General features: G+C 30.1%; 15 protein-coding genes. 14 read left to right on the top strand and 1 reads right to left on the bottom strand.

Going from position 1 to position 16,619, the window contains the following annotated elements; all coding sequences use genetic code 11:
• The first annotated feature begins 36 nt into the window (after positions 1 to 36).
• The 13 genes from BD821_RS00840 (at position 37) to BD821_RS00900 (ending at position 12,050) form a co-directional block, all read left to right on the top strand.
• Complete coding sequence (locus tag BD821_RS00840; RefSeq protein WP_104408895.1) at positions 37 to 399, top strand: flagellar biosynthetic protein FliO; 363 nt, start codon at positions 37 to 39, stop codon at positions 397 to 399.
• Positions 392 to 1,159 (top strand): flagellar type III secretion system pore protein FliP, encoded by a 768-nt coding sequence (fliP, locus tag BD821_RS00845; RefSeq protein WP_104408896.1) that lies wholly within the window; start codon positions 392 to 394, stop codon positions 1,157 to 1,159. The genes BD821_RS00840 and fliP overlap by 8 nt, the downstream gene beginning before the upstream one ends.
• Before the next feature lie 10 nt (positions 1,160 to 1,169).
• Entirely contained in the window at positions 1,170 to 1,439 is a 270-nt protein-coding gene (gene fliQ, locus BD821_RS00850) for a flagellar biosynthesis protein FliQ (protein ID WP_104408897.1), read from the top strand.
• A gap of 11 nt (positions 1,440 to 1,450) precedes the next feature.
• Positions 1,451 to 3,292 carry a fused FliR family export protein/FlhB family type III secretion system protein gene (locus BD821_RS00855; RefSeq protein ID WP_104408898.1) on the top strand — a complete coding sequence of 614 codons (1,842 nt, stop codon included), beginning with the start codon at positions 1,451 to 1,453 and terminating at the stop codon, positions 3,290 to 3,292.
• A 16-nt stretch (positions 3,293 to 3,308) separates the two neighbouring features.
• Positions 3,309 to 5,381: a flagellar biosynthesis protein FlhA gene (flhA, locus tag BD821_RS00860; protein ID WP_029453459.1), complete on the top strand. Its 2,073-nt coding sequence runs from the start codon at positions 3,309 to 3,311 to the stop codon at positions 5,379 to 5,381.
• Positions 5,382 to 6,662: a flagellar biosynthesis GTPase FlhF gene (gene flhF / locus BD821_RS00865; protein WP_104408899.1), complete on the top strand. Its 1,281-nt coding sequence runs from the start codon at positions 5,382 to 5,384 to the stop codon at positions 6,660 to 6,662.
• The gene (locus tag BD821_RS00870; protein WP_104408900.1) at positions 6,656 to 7,513 is read left to right on the top strand and encodes a MinD/ParA family protein; all 858 of its coding nucleotides are present in this window, start codon (positions 6,656 to 6,658) and stop codon (positions 7,511 to 7,513) included. The genes flhF and BD821_RS00870 overlap by 7 nt, the downstream gene beginning before the upstream one ends.
• A 14-nt stretch (positions 7,514 to 7,527) precedes the next feature.
• Positions 7,528 to 8,184: a flagellar brake protein gene (locus BD821_RS00875; protein ID WP_104408901.1), complete on the top strand. Its 657-nt coding sequence runs from the start codon at positions 7,528 to 7,530 to the stop codon at positions 8,182 to 8,184.
• Positions 8,185 to 8,222: 38 nt separating this feature from the next.
• Complete coding sequence (locus BD821_RS00880) at positions 8,223 to 8,921, top strand: FliA/WhiG family RNA polymerase sigma factor (RefSeq protein ID WP_104409110.1); 699 nt, start codon at positions 8,223 to 8,225, stop codon at positions 8,919 to 8,921.
• 5 nt (positions 8,922 to 8,926) lie between these two features.
• Positions 8,927 to 9,343, top strand: coding sequence for a DUF6115 domain-containing protein (locus BD821_RS00885; RefSeq protein WP_104408902.1), 417 nt, complete (start codon positions 8,927 to 8,929; stop codon positions 9,341 to 9,343).
• Positions 9,344 to 9,539: 196 nt separating this feature from the next.
• Positions 9,540 to 10,322, top strand: a complete 783-nt coding sequence (locus BD821_RS00890; protein ID WP_104408903.1) for a flagellar hook-basal body complex protein — start codon at positions 9,540 to 9,542, stop codon at positions 10,320 to 10,322.
• 12 nt (positions 10,323 to 10,334) lie between these two features.
• Positions 10,335 to 11,126 carry a flagellar hook-basal body complex protein gene (locus tag BD821_RS00895; protein ID WP_104408904.1) on the top strand — a complete coding sequence of 264 codons (792 nt, stop codon included), beginning with the start codon at positions 10,335 to 10,337 and terminating at the stop codon, positions 11,124 to 11,126.
• A gap of 156 nt (positions 11,127 to 11,282) precedes the next feature.
• Positions 11,283 to 12,050 carry a hypothetical protein gene (locus tag BD821_RS00900; protein ID WP_104408905.1) on the top strand — a complete coding sequence of 256 codons (768 nt, stop codon included), beginning with the start codon at positions 11,283 to 11,285 and terminating at the stop codon, positions 12,048 to 12,050.
• A gap of 135 nt (positions 12,051 to 12,185) precedes the next feature.
• Here BD821_RS00900 and BD821_RS00905 read toward each other — a convergent pair whose 3' ends face one another.
• Positions 12,186 to 13,832, bottom strand: coding sequence for a putative manganese-dependent inorganic diphosphatase (locus BD821_RS00905; protein WP_104408906.1), 1,647 nt, complete (start codon positions 13,830 to 13,832; stop codon positions 12,186 to 12,188).
• A 167-nt stretch (positions 13,833 to 13,999) separates the two neighbouring features.
• On the opposite strand from BD821_RS00905, the gene BD821_RS00910 reads away from it, so the two are divergent.
• Positions 14,000 to 16,555 (top strand): calcium-translocating P-type ATPase, PMCA-type, encoded by a 2,556-nt coding sequence (locus tag BD821_RS00910; RefSeq protein ID WP_104408907.1) that lies wholly within the window; start codon positions 14,000 to 14,002, stop codon positions 16,553 to 16,555.
• Positions 16,556 to 16,619: the final 64 nt, after the last annotated feature.

A 16,619-nucleotide genomic window follows, 5' to 3' on the forward strand; every position in this document is an offset into this window, starting at 1 on the left:
TGAGTTTTAGTAATTTGGAATAAGGAAGATGAATAAATGGACTATGAATTTATAAAGATGATGATTCAAATCGTGATATTCCTTCCCTTTATTTTATTTCTTGTTTACGTATCTTTAAGGTTTGGGGGAGGAAAAGTTCAATCTATTCAAAATGGAAAGTACATAAAAGTTTTAGAAAAGGTAAATGTAAGTAAAGAAGGCAATATAATTTTAGTTAAAATAGGAGAAGAATATCACATAATGACTTCAACAAATAAAGAAATAAAAGAAATTGGTGTGTTAAGCAAAGAGGAAGCTTTAAAATATGAAGTAGACAAAAAACTTTCAGATGATCAATTTAAAGAATATAGAAAGAAGTTTAAAAGACGGATAAAAAAAGGAAGATTTAAGGATGAATAGAAAAAAGACCTGTATGACAGTTTTAGCTATGGTTATAGTAATGATTGCAATAGGTTCAGTGTCAGCAAACGCGGCTCCAACTGTACCTATTCCAAAAATGAATTTTAATATAGATGGGGCAACTTCAAATGGTGATTATGTAAGCAGTATAAAAATGCTTATAATGCTTACTATACTCACAATGCTTCCAGGATTTATTATAATGATGACCAGTTTTACTAGAATAATAGTAAGTTTTTCATTTTTAAAAGGAGCTCTTGGAGCTCAACAATCAATACCTAATCAGGTTTTAATTGGACTTGCTTTATTCCTAACTATATTTATAATGGCACCTGTATATAATGATATAAATGAGGTTGCATTTAAGCCATTGATGGAGGAAAAGATAACAACAGAAAAGGCCTTTGAAGAAGGAGCAAAACCTTTAAGAGAGTTTATGCTTAAGCAAACGAGACAAAAGGATTTAAGCTTATTTATGGAAATAGGAAAAATGGGAGAAGAGGTAACAAAAGAAAATGTTCCTCTATATGTAGTAGTTCCTGCATTTGCTATAAGTGAACTTAAAACTGCATTTCAAATAGGATTTTTGATATACATTCCATTTATTGTTATAGATATGGTAGTAGCAAGTGTTTTAATGTCTATGGGAATGTTTATGCTTCCACCAGTACTTATATCTATGCCTTTTAAATTGTTATTATTTGTTATGGTAGATGGATGGTATTTAGTTGTACGTTCTTTAATACTAAGTTTTTCGTGAGGTGGTATAAATGACTGAAAATATGTTGATGGGTATTTTGAAAGAAGCTGTAAGTACAGGACTTATGATAGCAGCACCTATATTAGCAGTATCTATAATAGTTGGGCTTCTTATAAGTATATTTCAAGCAACAACACAAATACAAGAGCAGACGCTTACCTTTGTACCAAAACTTATAGCTATAGCTTTGGTAGGGCTTGCTACAGGGAGTTGGATGTTGCATAAAATGATGGGATTTACTGAAAGAATATTTCAAATTATTTCTACCATAGTACAATAGGGGGAATTGGATTGTTAGATTTAGCATATTTTACGGCACTTATGTTAGTATTCATAAGACTTGGTAGTTTTTTTATAGTAACACCAATCTTTTTCCCCAATGGAACACCTAATAGATTAAAGCTTTTTCTATCCATTATTATTGCATACGCTGTATTGCCTGGCATTGATTATACAAATTCAGTTATGGCTATAAATAATAATTATGCACTTATACTTGCCATAATAAATGAGGCTATGTCTGGAATTGTACTTGGAATTGTTACAGGTATGTGTTTTTATTTTATACGAATGGCTGGAAACTTAATGGATGTCCAAATAGGTCTTGCTATGGTAAGTATGTTTGACCCTAATACAAAAAGTAATTCAACCCTTTTTGAAAGATTAATGTACTGGATGAGTTTAATTATTTTTTTCATATTAGATGGTCATCACATGATTATTTGGAGCTTTTTAGAAAGTTTTGATGCGGTAGCTTTAGGTAAGTCCCTTATAACACAAGAATCAGCAATGCAGGTTATACATTCATTTATACAATATTTTTGGATTGGAATAAAAATAGCATTACCTATTATTATGATAATAATTATTACAGATCTTACTTTAGGACTGGTTGCAAGGACAGTACCACAGCTAAATATAATGATTTTAGGTCTCCCAATGAAAATAGTTGTGGGATTACTTACATTTTCATTAGCGCTTCCAATGTTTTTTAAAGGCGTGGTATCAGCTATGGATCATATACCTGAAATAATGAGAGAAATGTATAAGTTCATACCAATAGTATTTATTTTTGCAACAGAAGAAAAAACTGAAGAGGCTACATCTCGTAAGAAATCGGATGCGAGAAAGAAAGGGCAAATAGCTAAGAGTAAAGAAGTAGGACTTGCAATGACACTTTTGGCTACTACTTTAGTTATAGCAACTTTAAGTAGTTTTTCTTCTAAAGTACTTAAGGAAAATGTAGTATATATTTTAGGTGATAAATTAAATATGGCTATAAATGACTTAAACTTAAGAAATCTTGCAATAACAACTCTTTTAGAGTTTGCTAAAAGTTTCTTACCCATAGTGTTACCTATAATGCTTATGGGCATTCTTGCTAATTATGCTCAAAGCGGATTTTTATTTAGTACTGAACCTATAAAGCCTAAGCTTTCAAAAATTAATCCTATAAGTGGATTTAAAAGAATGTTTTCTTCACGAACTCTAGTTGAGCTTTTTAAGTCTATGGGAATAGTTATTGTAGTTGGTTATGTAGGATATAATTTTATGATGGATAACTATAAAGAAATACTTACAGTAGGAAATTTACATATAAGCTCTATTGGACCCTTTTTCAAACAACTTATTTTGATTATATTTAAAAAGGTAACTTTAATAATGATTGTATTAGCAGTTTCTGACTACATATATCAACGATATATGTACAATAAGGATCTTAAAATGACAAAACAAGAAATAAAAGAAGAATACAAGCAAGATGAAGGAGATCCCGAAATTAAGGGAAAGATAAAACAAAAACAAAGAGAAATGGCTACAAGAAGGATGATGCAATCAGTTCCAGATGCTACGGTAGTTGTAACAAACCCAACTCATATAGCTGTAGCGCTCAAATACGAAGAAGGTAAAAGCGAAGCACCAATGGTTGTAGCAAAGGGAAGTGAGAGTATTGCTCTTAAGATAAAAGAAATAGCAAAAGAAAATAACATACCTATAATTGAAAATAAACCTCTTGCAAGACTTATCTATGAAGAGGTTGAAATAGATTCTGACATACCAGCTAACATGTATCAAGCAGTGGCAGAAATACTTGTTATAGTTTTTAAGTTAAGTAAAAAAAGAATAAAATAGCTTTAAAGGGTGATTAATTTTGGCTGAAAAGAAAAAATATAGTTTTGATATAAGAACTAAATATGATGTAATAGTTGCAATTGGCGTAATTAGCATTGTAATGATGATAATAATACCATTGCCAGCTTGGATTTTAGATATATTATTAGCACTTAATATAACTATATCTGTGGTTATAATGTTACTTACTTTATTTACAACAGAGGTTTTAGAATTTTCTGCTTTTCCAACAATGCTACTAATAACTACACTTTTTAGATTAGGACTTAATATATCATCTACAAGGCTTATACTTTCAGATGCTTATGCAGGTGAAATAATTAATGCCTTTGGAAACTTTGTTGTTAGGGGAAACTATGTAGTAGGAATAATTATATTTTTAATAATAATAATAATACAATTTGTGGTAATTACAAACGGTGCTGGTAGAGTATCAGAGGTTTCAGCAAGATTTACTTTAGATGCTATGCCAGGTAAACAAATGAGTATAGACGCAGATCTTAATGCAGGACTTATAGATGAAATGCAAGCTAAGGATCGAAGAAAAAAGTTGCAACAAGAAGCAGACTTTTATGGAGCTATGGATGGAGCATCTAAATTTGTAAAAGGAGATGCCATCGCAGGTATTATAGTAACTATTATAAATATACTAGGTGGAATAATCATAGGTGTGGTTATGCTTAAAATGGATGCATCAACTGCAGCTAAGACCTTTGTAAGTCTTACAGTGGGAGATGGACTTGTAAGCCAAATTCCCGCACTATTAATATCTACAGCTTCAGGTATTTTAGTTACAAGATCAGGAAGTGAAGAAAACTTTGGTAATGTAATAATCAAGCAGTTAACAGCATTTCCAAAAGTTTTAGCCCTTGCTTCTGCTACTTTGTTTTTCTTTGCAATAATACCAGGCCTACCTACATTTACATTTCTGTTTTTAGCTGTGGCAGTAGGTGCTCTAGCTTATGCTCTTTATAAAGAAGCAAATGAAAAGGTAGTTATGGCAATGGAAACAGAACAAGCAGAAATAACAGAAACAGAAAGAAGAGAACCAGAAGATGTAATGAATTTAATAAATGTTGAACCTATTGAAGTAGAAATGGGTTATGGGTTAATACCTTTAGCAGATGAGTCTACAGGAGGAGATTTATTACAAAGAATATCTTCTGTTAGAAGGCAGTGTGCAATTGAGATGGGCATAGTTGTTCAACCTATAAGGATAAGGGATAACCTCCAATTAAAGACTAACGAGTACGTATTTAAAATAAGAGGTACCATAATACAATCAGGGGAGCTTATGCCAAATATGATTTTATGTATGGATCCAAGTAATGAAAATTTAGATATTGCAGGAATAAAAACAGTAGAGCCTACCTTCGGTCTGCCAGCTAATTGGATAAATAAAGACCAAAGGGAAGATGCCGAAATCAAAGGATATACTGTAGTAGATCCTACAACAGTTATGGTAACTCACCTAACTGAAACCATAAAAGCTCATGCACATGAACTTTTAGGAAGACAAGAAGTTAAGATGATTATAGATTCTGTAAAGGAAAAGTACAACACTGTAGTAGAGGAGTTAATTCCAGATCTTATGACCATCGGAGAAGTACAAAAGGTACTTCAAAATTTACTAAGAGAAAAGGTACCTATAAAAGATATGGTAACCATTTTAGAATCTTTAGCAGATAACTCTAAGAACACAAAGGATATAGAACTTTTAACAGAATACGTAAGATTTTCCCTTGGAAGAACCATTTGCAATGCTTTTATTGATGAAAATAGAACAATTACTGTGGCAACACTGGATCCTAGTATTGAGGATATAGTATCAAACAATATTCAAAAGACTATGAGTGGAAGCTTTCCAGCAGTAGATCCAGACACCACAGGTAGAATACTTACAGCTATAAGGAATGTTCTAGATACTGTTTACTTTTATGATAATCAACCAGTTATACTAGTATCTCCTAAAATAAGGCCAGCTTTTAGAAAACTAATTGAGATGGTTTATTCTAATATTGCAATTATATCATTAAATGAGATACCAAATGATGTAGAAATTAAGGCTGAAGGAGTTGTAAGTATATAGATGATTATTAAGAAATATGTCGTAAACAACATGAATGAAGCAATGACAAGAATAAGATATGAACTTGGGAAAGATGCAGTAATTATAAGTCAAAGAAAGATAAGAAAGCCAGGTATAAAAGGATTTTTCGCTAAAAAGGTTATAGAAGTAACCGCTGCAGCTGAAAATCCTTCTTCTAAAAAAGAAGAAGAATCCATGGAGGACAGCTTAAAAACCATAAGTAATATAATTAAAAATGAAAGTGAATATAAGATTGAAAACAATATGAGCAATAACCAACCTTCAATAAAAGATGATATTATAATTCCTAAAACAAATATTCATATAAAAGATGAGAATAATAAAGATTTAGAAAAGGATAACGAAAATAGCTCATTACATAAAGAAGACAATTATGAACTTACTCAGCAAATAAAAGAAATGAAAGATATTTTAAATAAACTTTCCATAAAAAAAGATGATTCAATTATAGAGGATAGTCATAAAAAAATTGGAGATTTAAATGACTCCAAAGAATATATAGAAATAGAGAAAATGAAAAAGTTTCTTAGAGGACTAGATATAGATGGCTTTTTAGTTGATAATATAATAGAAGATGCAAAAAATATAAAAGATCCTTTAGATATGAAAGAAAAAGTAAAGAAGGTAATATTAAATAGTATAAATATATCTACAGAGGATAATTTTATTGGAAAGGTTATATTTGTGGGACCAACAGGCGTAGGGAAGACCACTACTATTGCAAAGCTTGCAGGGAAGCTTTCTCTTATAGAGAAGAAGAAGGTTGGACTTATAACCTTAGATACCTATAGAATAGGTGCTGTAGATCAGCTAAGAACTTATGCAGATATTATGGGTATAGACTTTAAAGTAGTAATGAATCAAAAAGAAATGAAGGAAGCCTTAAAATCCATGGAAAATATGGACACAATACTTATTGATACAACAGGTAGAAGTAGCAAAAATATAATGCAAATATCTGAACTTAGGTCCTATATAAATAAGATTGATGAGGCAAGAATATATCTAGTATTAAGCTGTACAACTAAGGATAAAGATATAGATTTTATAACAGAGGCCTATAAAATACTTAAATATAATAATGTTATTATTACGAAATTAGATGAAACATCTTCTTATGGGTCAATATTACAGATATTAAATAGATCAAGTAAGCCTTTAAGTCTTGTAAGCACAGGACAAAATGTGCCTGATGATATTAAAGTTTTAAGCAAAGAAGAACTTCTTAAGTTAATCTTTCAGGAGGATACTATATGTTAGATCAGGCAGAAAGACTAAGAGAAATAGCCTATGATCATAAGACTAATAAAAGCCCAAAGATAATAACCATAACCTCTGGAAAAGGAGGGGTTGGAAAAAGTAACATTGTGGTTAACCTAGCTATTGCTCTCCAAAGATTAGGTAATAAAGTTATGGTTTTTGATGCGGACATAGGTATGGGAAATGATGATGTACTTTTAGGAATTATATCTAAATACAATGTTTTTGATATAATAGATAAAGATAAAGAAATAGAAGAGGTGCTTATAGAAGGACCTTTTGGAATAAAGCTGTTACCAGGTGGGTCTGGCGTAAATAAGATAGAGGAGCTTACTGATGATGAAAGAAGAAAATTTCTTAGTAAATTAACATCTTTAGAAGATTTGGACTTTATTCTTATGGACACTGGAGCTGGAATAAGCAGAACTGTACTTGCTTTTGTATCTACAGCAGAAGAACTTATTGTAGTAACAACTCCAGAGCCACCATCAATTACAGATGCTTATAGCCTTTTAAAAGCTGTAAGTCACTTTAAATTAAAAAGTAAAGTTAATATAATAATAAATAGAGCATCAGATTACAAAGAAGGTGAAATAACCTACAATAAATTAAAAAATGCAATGAATTCTTTTTTAAAAATGGAAGCTGTATATTTAGGAACAATTTTAGATGATAAAAAAGTTACAAAGGCAGTTAGGAGTCAAAAGCCTTTTGTGCTTGCGTATCCTTTATCTGTAGCATCAAATGACATTTTATCTATAGCAGAAAAGCTAAATGGAAGTAAAGAAGAAGAAACTATGGGGATTGGAGTTCAGGGTTTGTTTAAAAAAATATTTAGTATATTTTCATAGGGAGTTGGGTTGATTTGAAGGATTTAGTCATAAATATAAATAATAAAATTGAAGTAGAATGGGATAAAAAGTATTATAAGAGCAATATAATGGATGTGAACGATAAGTTTATTACTATAAATATTCCAATGCTTGAAGGAGGATATCTTACCTTATCAAAGGGAGATTATATAGAGGTTACATATTATAACTCTAAAGAGATATATAAGTTTCATAGTAAAGTTATAGGAAGAGATATTAAGGACAATTTGCATGAGATATATATAGAACACCCGAAAGATGTAAAAAAGGTTCAAAGAAGAAATTATGTAAGGGTATTTTATGGCCACAATATAAAATATTATATCTTAAAAGATAAGTTAAATTCAAATATAAATTTAGGTCAGGGTATCTTTGAAGATGCTATAATTATAGATATAAGTGGCGGCGGTATGAAGATAAAAACATCTAAAGAATTATCTTTAGGAGATATTATCATATCAAAGCTTACAATAGATGATACAGAACTTTTTGTTAAAGGCAGAGTATTAAGAAGCATAAAAGATGAAAATAAGCAAAATATTTGTGGAATATCTTTTATAGATATGGATGGGAAAACCATAGAAAAGGTTATACAATTTGTCTTTCTTCTTATGAGAAAGCAGAGAAATGCTGCACTTAAGGAGGGATAAAGGTGGGGAATTTAGAGAATTTAGAGATAAAAGAAGAAATGGTAAAGGAATACACTCCACTAGTTAAATATCTAGCATCTAGGGTTATAATTGGAAAGTCTAAATACATAGATTACGAAGATTTATTAAGCTGTGGTATGATAGGACTTATGGATGCTTTTAATAAATTTGATGAGAGTAAGGGTATGAAATTTTCAAGTTATGCATCTATAAGAATAAAAGGCTCCATGATAGATGAGATAAGAAAAAATGCACCTATATCTAAAACTGCTATGGACAAGCTTAACAGATATAATAGGGCAGTAGATATGCTTCAAAATAAACTTATGAGAGAACCAGATGTAAATGAAATATCAAAAGAATTAGGTATCTCTATTCATGATATAGTTGAAATTGAAAATAGCATAAATTATATATCTATGGTATCTCTTGAAAACTTAGTTTTTTATGAAGAGGATGAGATGAATCTCATGGGGTCTATAGAAGATAAATTAAGCCCATCACCATCAGATATGTTAGAAGAAAAGGAAAAGCTTGAGTATCTTGTGAAAGGGTTAGATTTATTAAAAGAAAAAGATAAGTTAGTATTGTCATTATACTATTATGAGGGACTTACACTAAAAGAAATAGGAAAAGTGTTAGAAGTTTCAGAGTCTAGAGTATGTCAACTTCATACTAGAGCTATAGTAAATTTAAAAACAGCTATGAAAAAATTAAAATATAGTCAAATGGAGTGAATTCTATGCCAATAGTTCTTATAATTATAGCGGTATTACTTATAACTTTTAATATTAAGGCTATAAAAAATGAAGATAAAAAATTTAAAGATGTTTTAGATGAAAAAGAAAGGTCTATGACGCCATCTGATATTGCTATAGGTGAAATAAGGAAAGATGTAGCAGAAAGCCTTTTAGAAATACAACAAGATATAGAATTACTAAAGCATAGTGTGATTAAGTACGATAAAGAACAAGACAAAGAAAATGATAAAGAAGAAGAAAATAAAGAAGAAGAAAATGAAGAAAAAATAGATGAAAATAATAAAGTTACAGCAGTAATAAAGCTTCTATCTATAGGTAAGGATGTAGATGAGATTTCAACAGAGCTTAATCTAGGCAAGGGGGAAGTACTATTAATAAAAGAATTATACAAAAAATAAAAGATGTATTTATTTTTTTTAGCGATAGAAAGATTTTATTTGGTATAGGCGTAGGTATACTTATTGGAGTTGTTTTTATGTTTAGTTATAAGGTTGAAAATTCTATGACTAGGGAAAAGATAGAAGAAAAGGCTAGAATTTATGGAATGGATTATCCAGAAGAATTTAAAGTTATAAACAAAAAGGAAGTGGAGTAATGATAAGAGGTATATATACTGCAGTATCGGGACTAATAGCTGAAGAAGCAAATCAAAATGTCATATCTTCTAATATGGCCAATGCAAATACTGTAGGATACAAATCAGATAGCCTTATAATTAAGAATTTCGGAGATGTTTTAATAGAAAACTATGATAAGGTTGCAGGTGGAAAGAATGTAAGAAACACTATAGGAGGATTGTCACTTGGGAGTAAAATAGATGAGACAGTAGTTGATTTTACTGGAGGTTCTATTGAATCTACAGATAAGGAAACTGATTTTGCAATAGAGGGCAGAGGCTTTTTTACAGTGAGGAAAAACCCACCAAATGGTAATGGCACGTTTTATACAAGGGATGGTCATTTTCATACTAATTCTAGGGGCTATTTGGTTACAGATAGTGGTGATGATGTTATGGGAATAAACAGTAGAACTGGTGCTACAGAACCTATATTTGTAGGCAATGCAAAGTTAACTATGGATTATAACGGGAACCTAAAATTAAATGATGTAGAAGGTTATAGATTAAGTACTGTAGACTTTCAAGATTATAAAGGACTTAAAAAAATAGGTGATAATTTATATCAAGGTGAAAACCCTATTAACACAGAAGATATTTTAATAAAACATAAGGCTTTAGAAAAATCGAATGTGAATGTTATAGAAGAGATGGTTAACATGATGACTGTAATGAGAAACTTCGAGACAAATCAAAAGATTGTACAAACTCTTGATGAAACATTAAATAAGGCAGCAAATGAAATAGGTGCTGTAAGGTAGGGGAGATTACATATGTTAAGAACACTTTGGAATAGTAAAACTGCCATGATGGCAAATCAAAATAAAATAGATTCTATATCAAATAATATATCCAATTCCAATACTGATGGATATAAAAAGATAGATGTAAGATTTAAAGATCTTATGTATGAAACTTTAAATAGACAAGGGTATCCTCTAACTGAAAATAATAATAGACAAGTGGATCCATATAATGGTGGAGGTTCAAGAAGTACAGAGGGTATAAGGGTATTTACTCAAGGAAACCTAAAACAAACAGGTATAAACACTGATCTTGCTATAGATGGTGATGGACTTTTTAGACTTACAAGGCCAGATGGCAATATTGTATATAAAAGAGCTGGATCCTTTAATATAGATATAGCTAGAGGCACTTTAGTAGATGATATGGGAAGTTACCTAAATATAGAATATAAGGATGGAGTAGATTTAAACAATGTAGGTCTTGAAAGTAGCAAATTAACCGTAAATAAAGATGGTACTATTTATAGTGGGAGTGCTAACTCAAGGGTAGAGATAGGAAGAATACCACTATATAAACCTGTAGGAGATGAGGCTTTAATTTCTGTTGGAGAAAGCTATTTTGCCTTAGCAGAAGGCGCTGAAGTAGTTGAAACATCAGATTATGATTTAAGACAAGGTTTTGTAGAAATGTCTAACGTAGATATGTCAGAAGAATTCACTCAGCTTATATTAACTCAAAGAGCTTTTGAATTAAATTCAAAAAGTCTTAAAACAGCAGATGAAATGTGGGGATTAATAAATAACCTTAGAGGAAGATAGTGATTTAATGAATCGGGAAAGTTTAGGATGTGACCTAAAGACTTTCCTGTTTTTTTATGTCTAATTATAATATTTTATAAGAATGTTAAGAGTTTAGAATATATCCTTCTATATTAAAATATACATTAGTATAGTATTTATTTAAGGAGAAGATTTATGGGAATTGGATATATATTGGGGTGCTTAATAAGTATAATTTTTTGGAAAGCAGAAAGACAAGTTGTTTTTAGAAACTGTGACAATATACTTAAGAAAAGGTTTAAATATAAAATATTAGTGAATATATTTTATATAATATTTATATTTCTTGTATATAATTTAATGAAAATAGCCCCCAAAAATGAAATAACAAATTTTATAATAGCCTTTATAGTTATAGATATTAGTAATAGTGAAAAGAAAAATTTAGAGCATGAAGGACCTATAAAATTTTATGGATCAATAACTTTAGCTTGCAAGTCAATTTTATGTGGATTTGTAGCTCCACTATTTTATATAGCTCTATTTTCTAATACTGTAGGTATCATATACTTTTTAATATATAATATTAGCGAACTTAAAGATTATGATATATTTAAAATATTACACAATGTTTTAAACATATTACCAGCTCTAATTATTCAGTTATTTTTTTACTTTATATATATCTTTAGAAATAAAAAGTTTGAAATAGACTTTAAAGGAGATTATATTAAAAACTCTCTTACAAAGCCTCTCCTTAATATAGAGATAATGGCAGCTTATATAGAATCTGTAAACTTCTATCATCACTTTGAAAAAAATTCTATAAATTATATTAAAGAATATGGAGTATATAATAGTAAAATAGATGAATATTGTATAAAGGATTATTTAAGTGTCACCTACGCCCTATCATTTATATTTTTTGCAATGTTTATGGGAGTAGTATTTTTATATAAATAGATTAACTAAATATGATTACTTTTAATATGTATTTTATTAGCCTACTTAAGACTTATTAATATTTAAATAAAAAAAGAAGAAATAATATAATTTATTTCTTCTTTTTTTATGGGCTATAGGTACTATTACTTAATTTTATTTAACCATAGTTATAGCAGTACTTAAAGGAGGAATTACTTGTTTCTTCCTGGATAAGATTCCTGGTAGGAATACAGATTCCTTATTATTAAGTTTTATATTAAAAGCTTTTGATACCATATCTTTACTTGGACCACTAGCCATAATCTCTGAACCTACATTTAATATATCTGTTAACATAAATATTAAAATATTAAAGTTTTCTTTAACAGCTTTAGCTTCCATAAGATTTATCATATCTGCCTTTATAGGCAAGAAACTTTCTATGTCCATAGTATTTATTTGAGACACACCAATTTTCATATTACCAAGGTTAAATATTTTAAAGTCTTGATGGAATACATCCTCAGCAGTTCTATCTATCAATGAAGTGCCAGCTTTAAACATTTCCTTTGCAAAGGTTTCTACATCTAAGTCAGCTATTTGAGCTAATCTTTTAAGTATCATTTTATCTACATTAGTGGCAGTAGGTGATTTAAATAAAAGCGTATCTGAAATTATAGCAGCACATAATATTCCAGCTACCTTTTTTGAAGGTCTAATGCCATTTTCAAAGAAAATAGATCCTATTATTGTGGATGTACTTCCAACGGGTTCATTTCTAAAGTAAATTGGAGTACCTGTTTGTACGTCTGCAATTCTGTGGTGATCGATTATTTCTAAAACTTCAGCATCTTCAAGACCATCTACAGATTGACCTCTTTCATTATGATCTAATAATATAACCTTCTTTTTGTTCCTTGATATTAGATGGTATCTTGAAATACTTCCTATTATTCGATTTTCAATGTTAACAACAGGATAACTTCTATATCTGGTTTCTATCATAACATCTCTTATATCATCTACAAAATCTTCTGTGGAAAAGTTAATTATATTATCTTTTGCCATAACATATTCCACAGGAATGCTCTGAGTTATAAGCCTTGCAGCAGTAAAAGAATCATAGGAGGTTGAAATTAGAGTGCAACCATTTTCTTCTGCTTTTTTTATTACAGCATCACTTACTTCTTGAGTTCCTGTAACTATAACTAGAGAGGATTTAGCATTTATGGAGATAAGTTGATTATCTTCTCTATCACCTACAATTGCAATATCTCCTTCTTCAATTAAACATTGTATGCTTTCAGGTTTCATAGCAGTTACTATGATTTTACCTTTAAAGCTAGTTGACCCTTTATAAATAAAAATTGGTTTTGCGGATAAGGTTTCTAAAATATTTTCTAGTTTAGTATTACTTTTAGAAAGTATATTAGTATCCCAAACATCCATAAATGTTGAGGTAAGATTAGATACTGAAACTATACCTTTTAAGTATTCATTTTCATCTGTTACTGGCAAGGTTTTAAGGTTATGTTTTTTCATTATGTTCCAAGCCATTTTAAGGGATATGTCTGGTGATATAGGAGCTATCTTATCTATATTTAAATCAGAAACTTGAAGTTTTACAGTTTCTATTAGTTTTGGAGATTCCACTTCAAAGTAGTCTAAAATAAACTTTGTTTCTCTATTTAGTTCCCCAAGTCTTACAGGAACCGCTTCGGTATCTTCTGTTCTATTTTTAAATTCAGCATAGGCAATAGCTGCGCAAATAGAATCACTATCTGGATTTTTATGCCCTGATATATATATTACATCTTTCAATTTTAAATAACTCCTTTCAAAGATTTTTTATAAATCTTTATTAATCTATTTTAGCTACAAACTTTTAAGTTGTAAAGTATCCTTATGAAACATATATTACTATAGGCAATAAATATTGTGAAGAGGATTTTAAAAACATCATAAGTTTGTAAGGAGGAGGACAAGAAATGTTTCAAGAAAAAGAACTATATAGGGGACTAAAAACTAAAGAAGCTGAAAGACTTCAAAAAGTTTACGGATTTAATGAACTTTATCAGAAAAAGAAGATATCACCTTTAATTATATTTTTATCTCAATTTAACGACTTTATAACTTGGATACTTATTGCAGCAACTATAGTATCAGGAATAATGGGGGATATGGCAAATGCTATTACAATAATAATTATTGTTATAATAAATGCTATTTTAGGGTTCATTCAAGAATATAAAACAGAAAGATCGCTAGAAGCACTTAAAAATATCGCTGCACCTACAGCAAAAGTTTTACGTGATGAAAAGATTACAGTTATAAATGCTAAGAGTATTACCATAGGAGACATAGTCATCCTAGAGGCAGGAGATAGGGTGCCAGCTGATGCTATTCTGCTTGAAGGCATAAATGTTGTGGTAGACGAATCCATACTTACAGGGGAATCAAAAGGAGCAAATAAAGGCATAGGTGTTAAGGAAAATAAATTATTTATGGGAACTACCATATTAAAAGGAAGGTGTACTGCTAGAGTTTTTGCCATAGGTATGAAAACTGAAATGGGAAAGATAGCAGATATGATCCAAAACATAGAAGAAGAAAAGTCGCCTTTAAAAGAAAAGTTAGCTTCTCTTGGTAGAGTGCTTGTAGTAATGTGTCTTTGCATTTGTGCAATAGTTACATTAGTTGGTATCAGTAGAGGACAAGAGCCCACTGAAATGTTCTTACTTGGAGTAAGTCTTGCTGTTGCAGCTATACCAGAAGGATTACCTGCAATAGTTACAGTGTCTTTAGCCCTAGGTGTATCAAGGATGTTAAAAAGGAAGGCTTTGGTTAGAAAGCTACCAGCAGTAGAGACCTTAGGATGCACTTCAATTATATGTAGCGATAAAACTGGAACTCTTACAGAAAATAAAATGAAAGTTAAAGTTGTATATCAAAATCAACATATCTATGATTTAGAAAAGATAAGTTTATCAGACAACATATTGTTAAAAAAGGCCTTTGTATATTGTAATGACTGTTCTTATGATTTTGAAGCAAAAAATATAAAAGATTCATTAAGAGGAGACCCTACAGAAGTAGCATTGATTAAAATGTTTTATAAAAATCCTAAGGACCTTAAAGGCTTTGTTTTAAGATCAAGTAGGGTACATGAGATACCCTTTGATTCTACAAGAAAGATGATGTCTGTAATAATTAGAGAAAATGGTAGAGAATGTTGTTATGTTAAAGGAGCACCGGAAAGAGTAGTTGATAGATGTAGGTACATTTATGAAAATGGTAAGGTAGAAATGCTTACCTTGGATAAAAAGAAAAAAATACTAAATGCAGTGGATAAAATGTCTAAAAGTGCATTAAGGTGCATAGCTGCAGCTTATAAAGATAAGAATTTATCAAAGGGAGATAGTTTAGAGACAAATTTAATATTTTTAGGCATAGCAGGTATAATAGATCCGCCGAGACCTGAGGTAAAAGATGCAGTTTTAAGATGCAAAATGGCAGGCATAAAACCTATTATGATTACAGGGGATCATCAAAATACAGCTTATGCCATAGGAAAAGAACTTAGTATTTGTACTAATATAGATGAGGTGATGATTGGTGAGACAATAGAAAATCTTAAAAATAAAGACCTAGAAAAGGCTGTAAAAAATATAAAGGTATTTGCAAGAGTAAGTCCAAGCCATAAATTAAGAATAGTAAAGGCTTTTAAAAATCAAGGTAACATAGTGGCAATGACAGGGGATGGCGTTAACGATGCACCAGCAATTAAAGAAGCTGATATAGGTATCGCCATGGGAATATCCGGTACAGATGTAACAAAAGAGGCTTCATCTATGATATTAATGGATGATAATTTTGCCACAATAGTAGCAGCTATAGATGAGGGGAGAACTATTTATAATAATATAAGAAAGTTTATTAGATATCTTTTATCTTGTAATCTTGGAGAAGTTCTTACTATGTTCTTAGCATCTATATTTTATTTAGAAAATCCACTTACACCTATACAAATACTCTTTGTTAATTTAGTTACAGATGGACTTCCAGCTATAGCTTTAGGGGTAGATCCATCAGAGGAAGATGTGATGTTAGAAAAGCCTAGACATAAAGATGAAAGTATATTTTCACATGGTCTTAGTGAAAAGATATTAATACGAGGTAGCCTTATTGGCATATGTACTTTACTCTCTTTTATTGTAGGTAAATATTATAATATGAGTCTTGAAGTTTGTAGAACAATGGCTTTAAGTACTTTAGTTTTATCTCAGCTTATTCATGTTTTTGAGTGTAGGTCTGAAAATCATTCTATATTTGAGATAAATCCATTTACTAATATTTATTTATTAGCAGCGGTTTTAATATCTGTATTGATGCTTTTAGGCATAATTTATATACCTTTATTTCAAAACATATTTAAAACTACAGCTTTAGGAATTGGTCAGTGGTTATTTATAGTATTCTTTTCTGGTATAATTACACTTATAAATGGATTGTATCTTTATAAGAAAGATCATTATAAAGGTTAAACAAGTTTTTATTAATTAGATATAAATAGTATTAGTATTAAGCAGAAAATGAATTATTTAGATC

Origin of the sequence: Clostridium algidicarnis DSM 15099, from assembly GCF_002934235.1 — a bacterium.
Lineage (GTDB): Bacteria > Bacillota > Clostridia > Clostridiales > Clostridiaceae > Clostridium_L > Clostridium_L algidicarnis.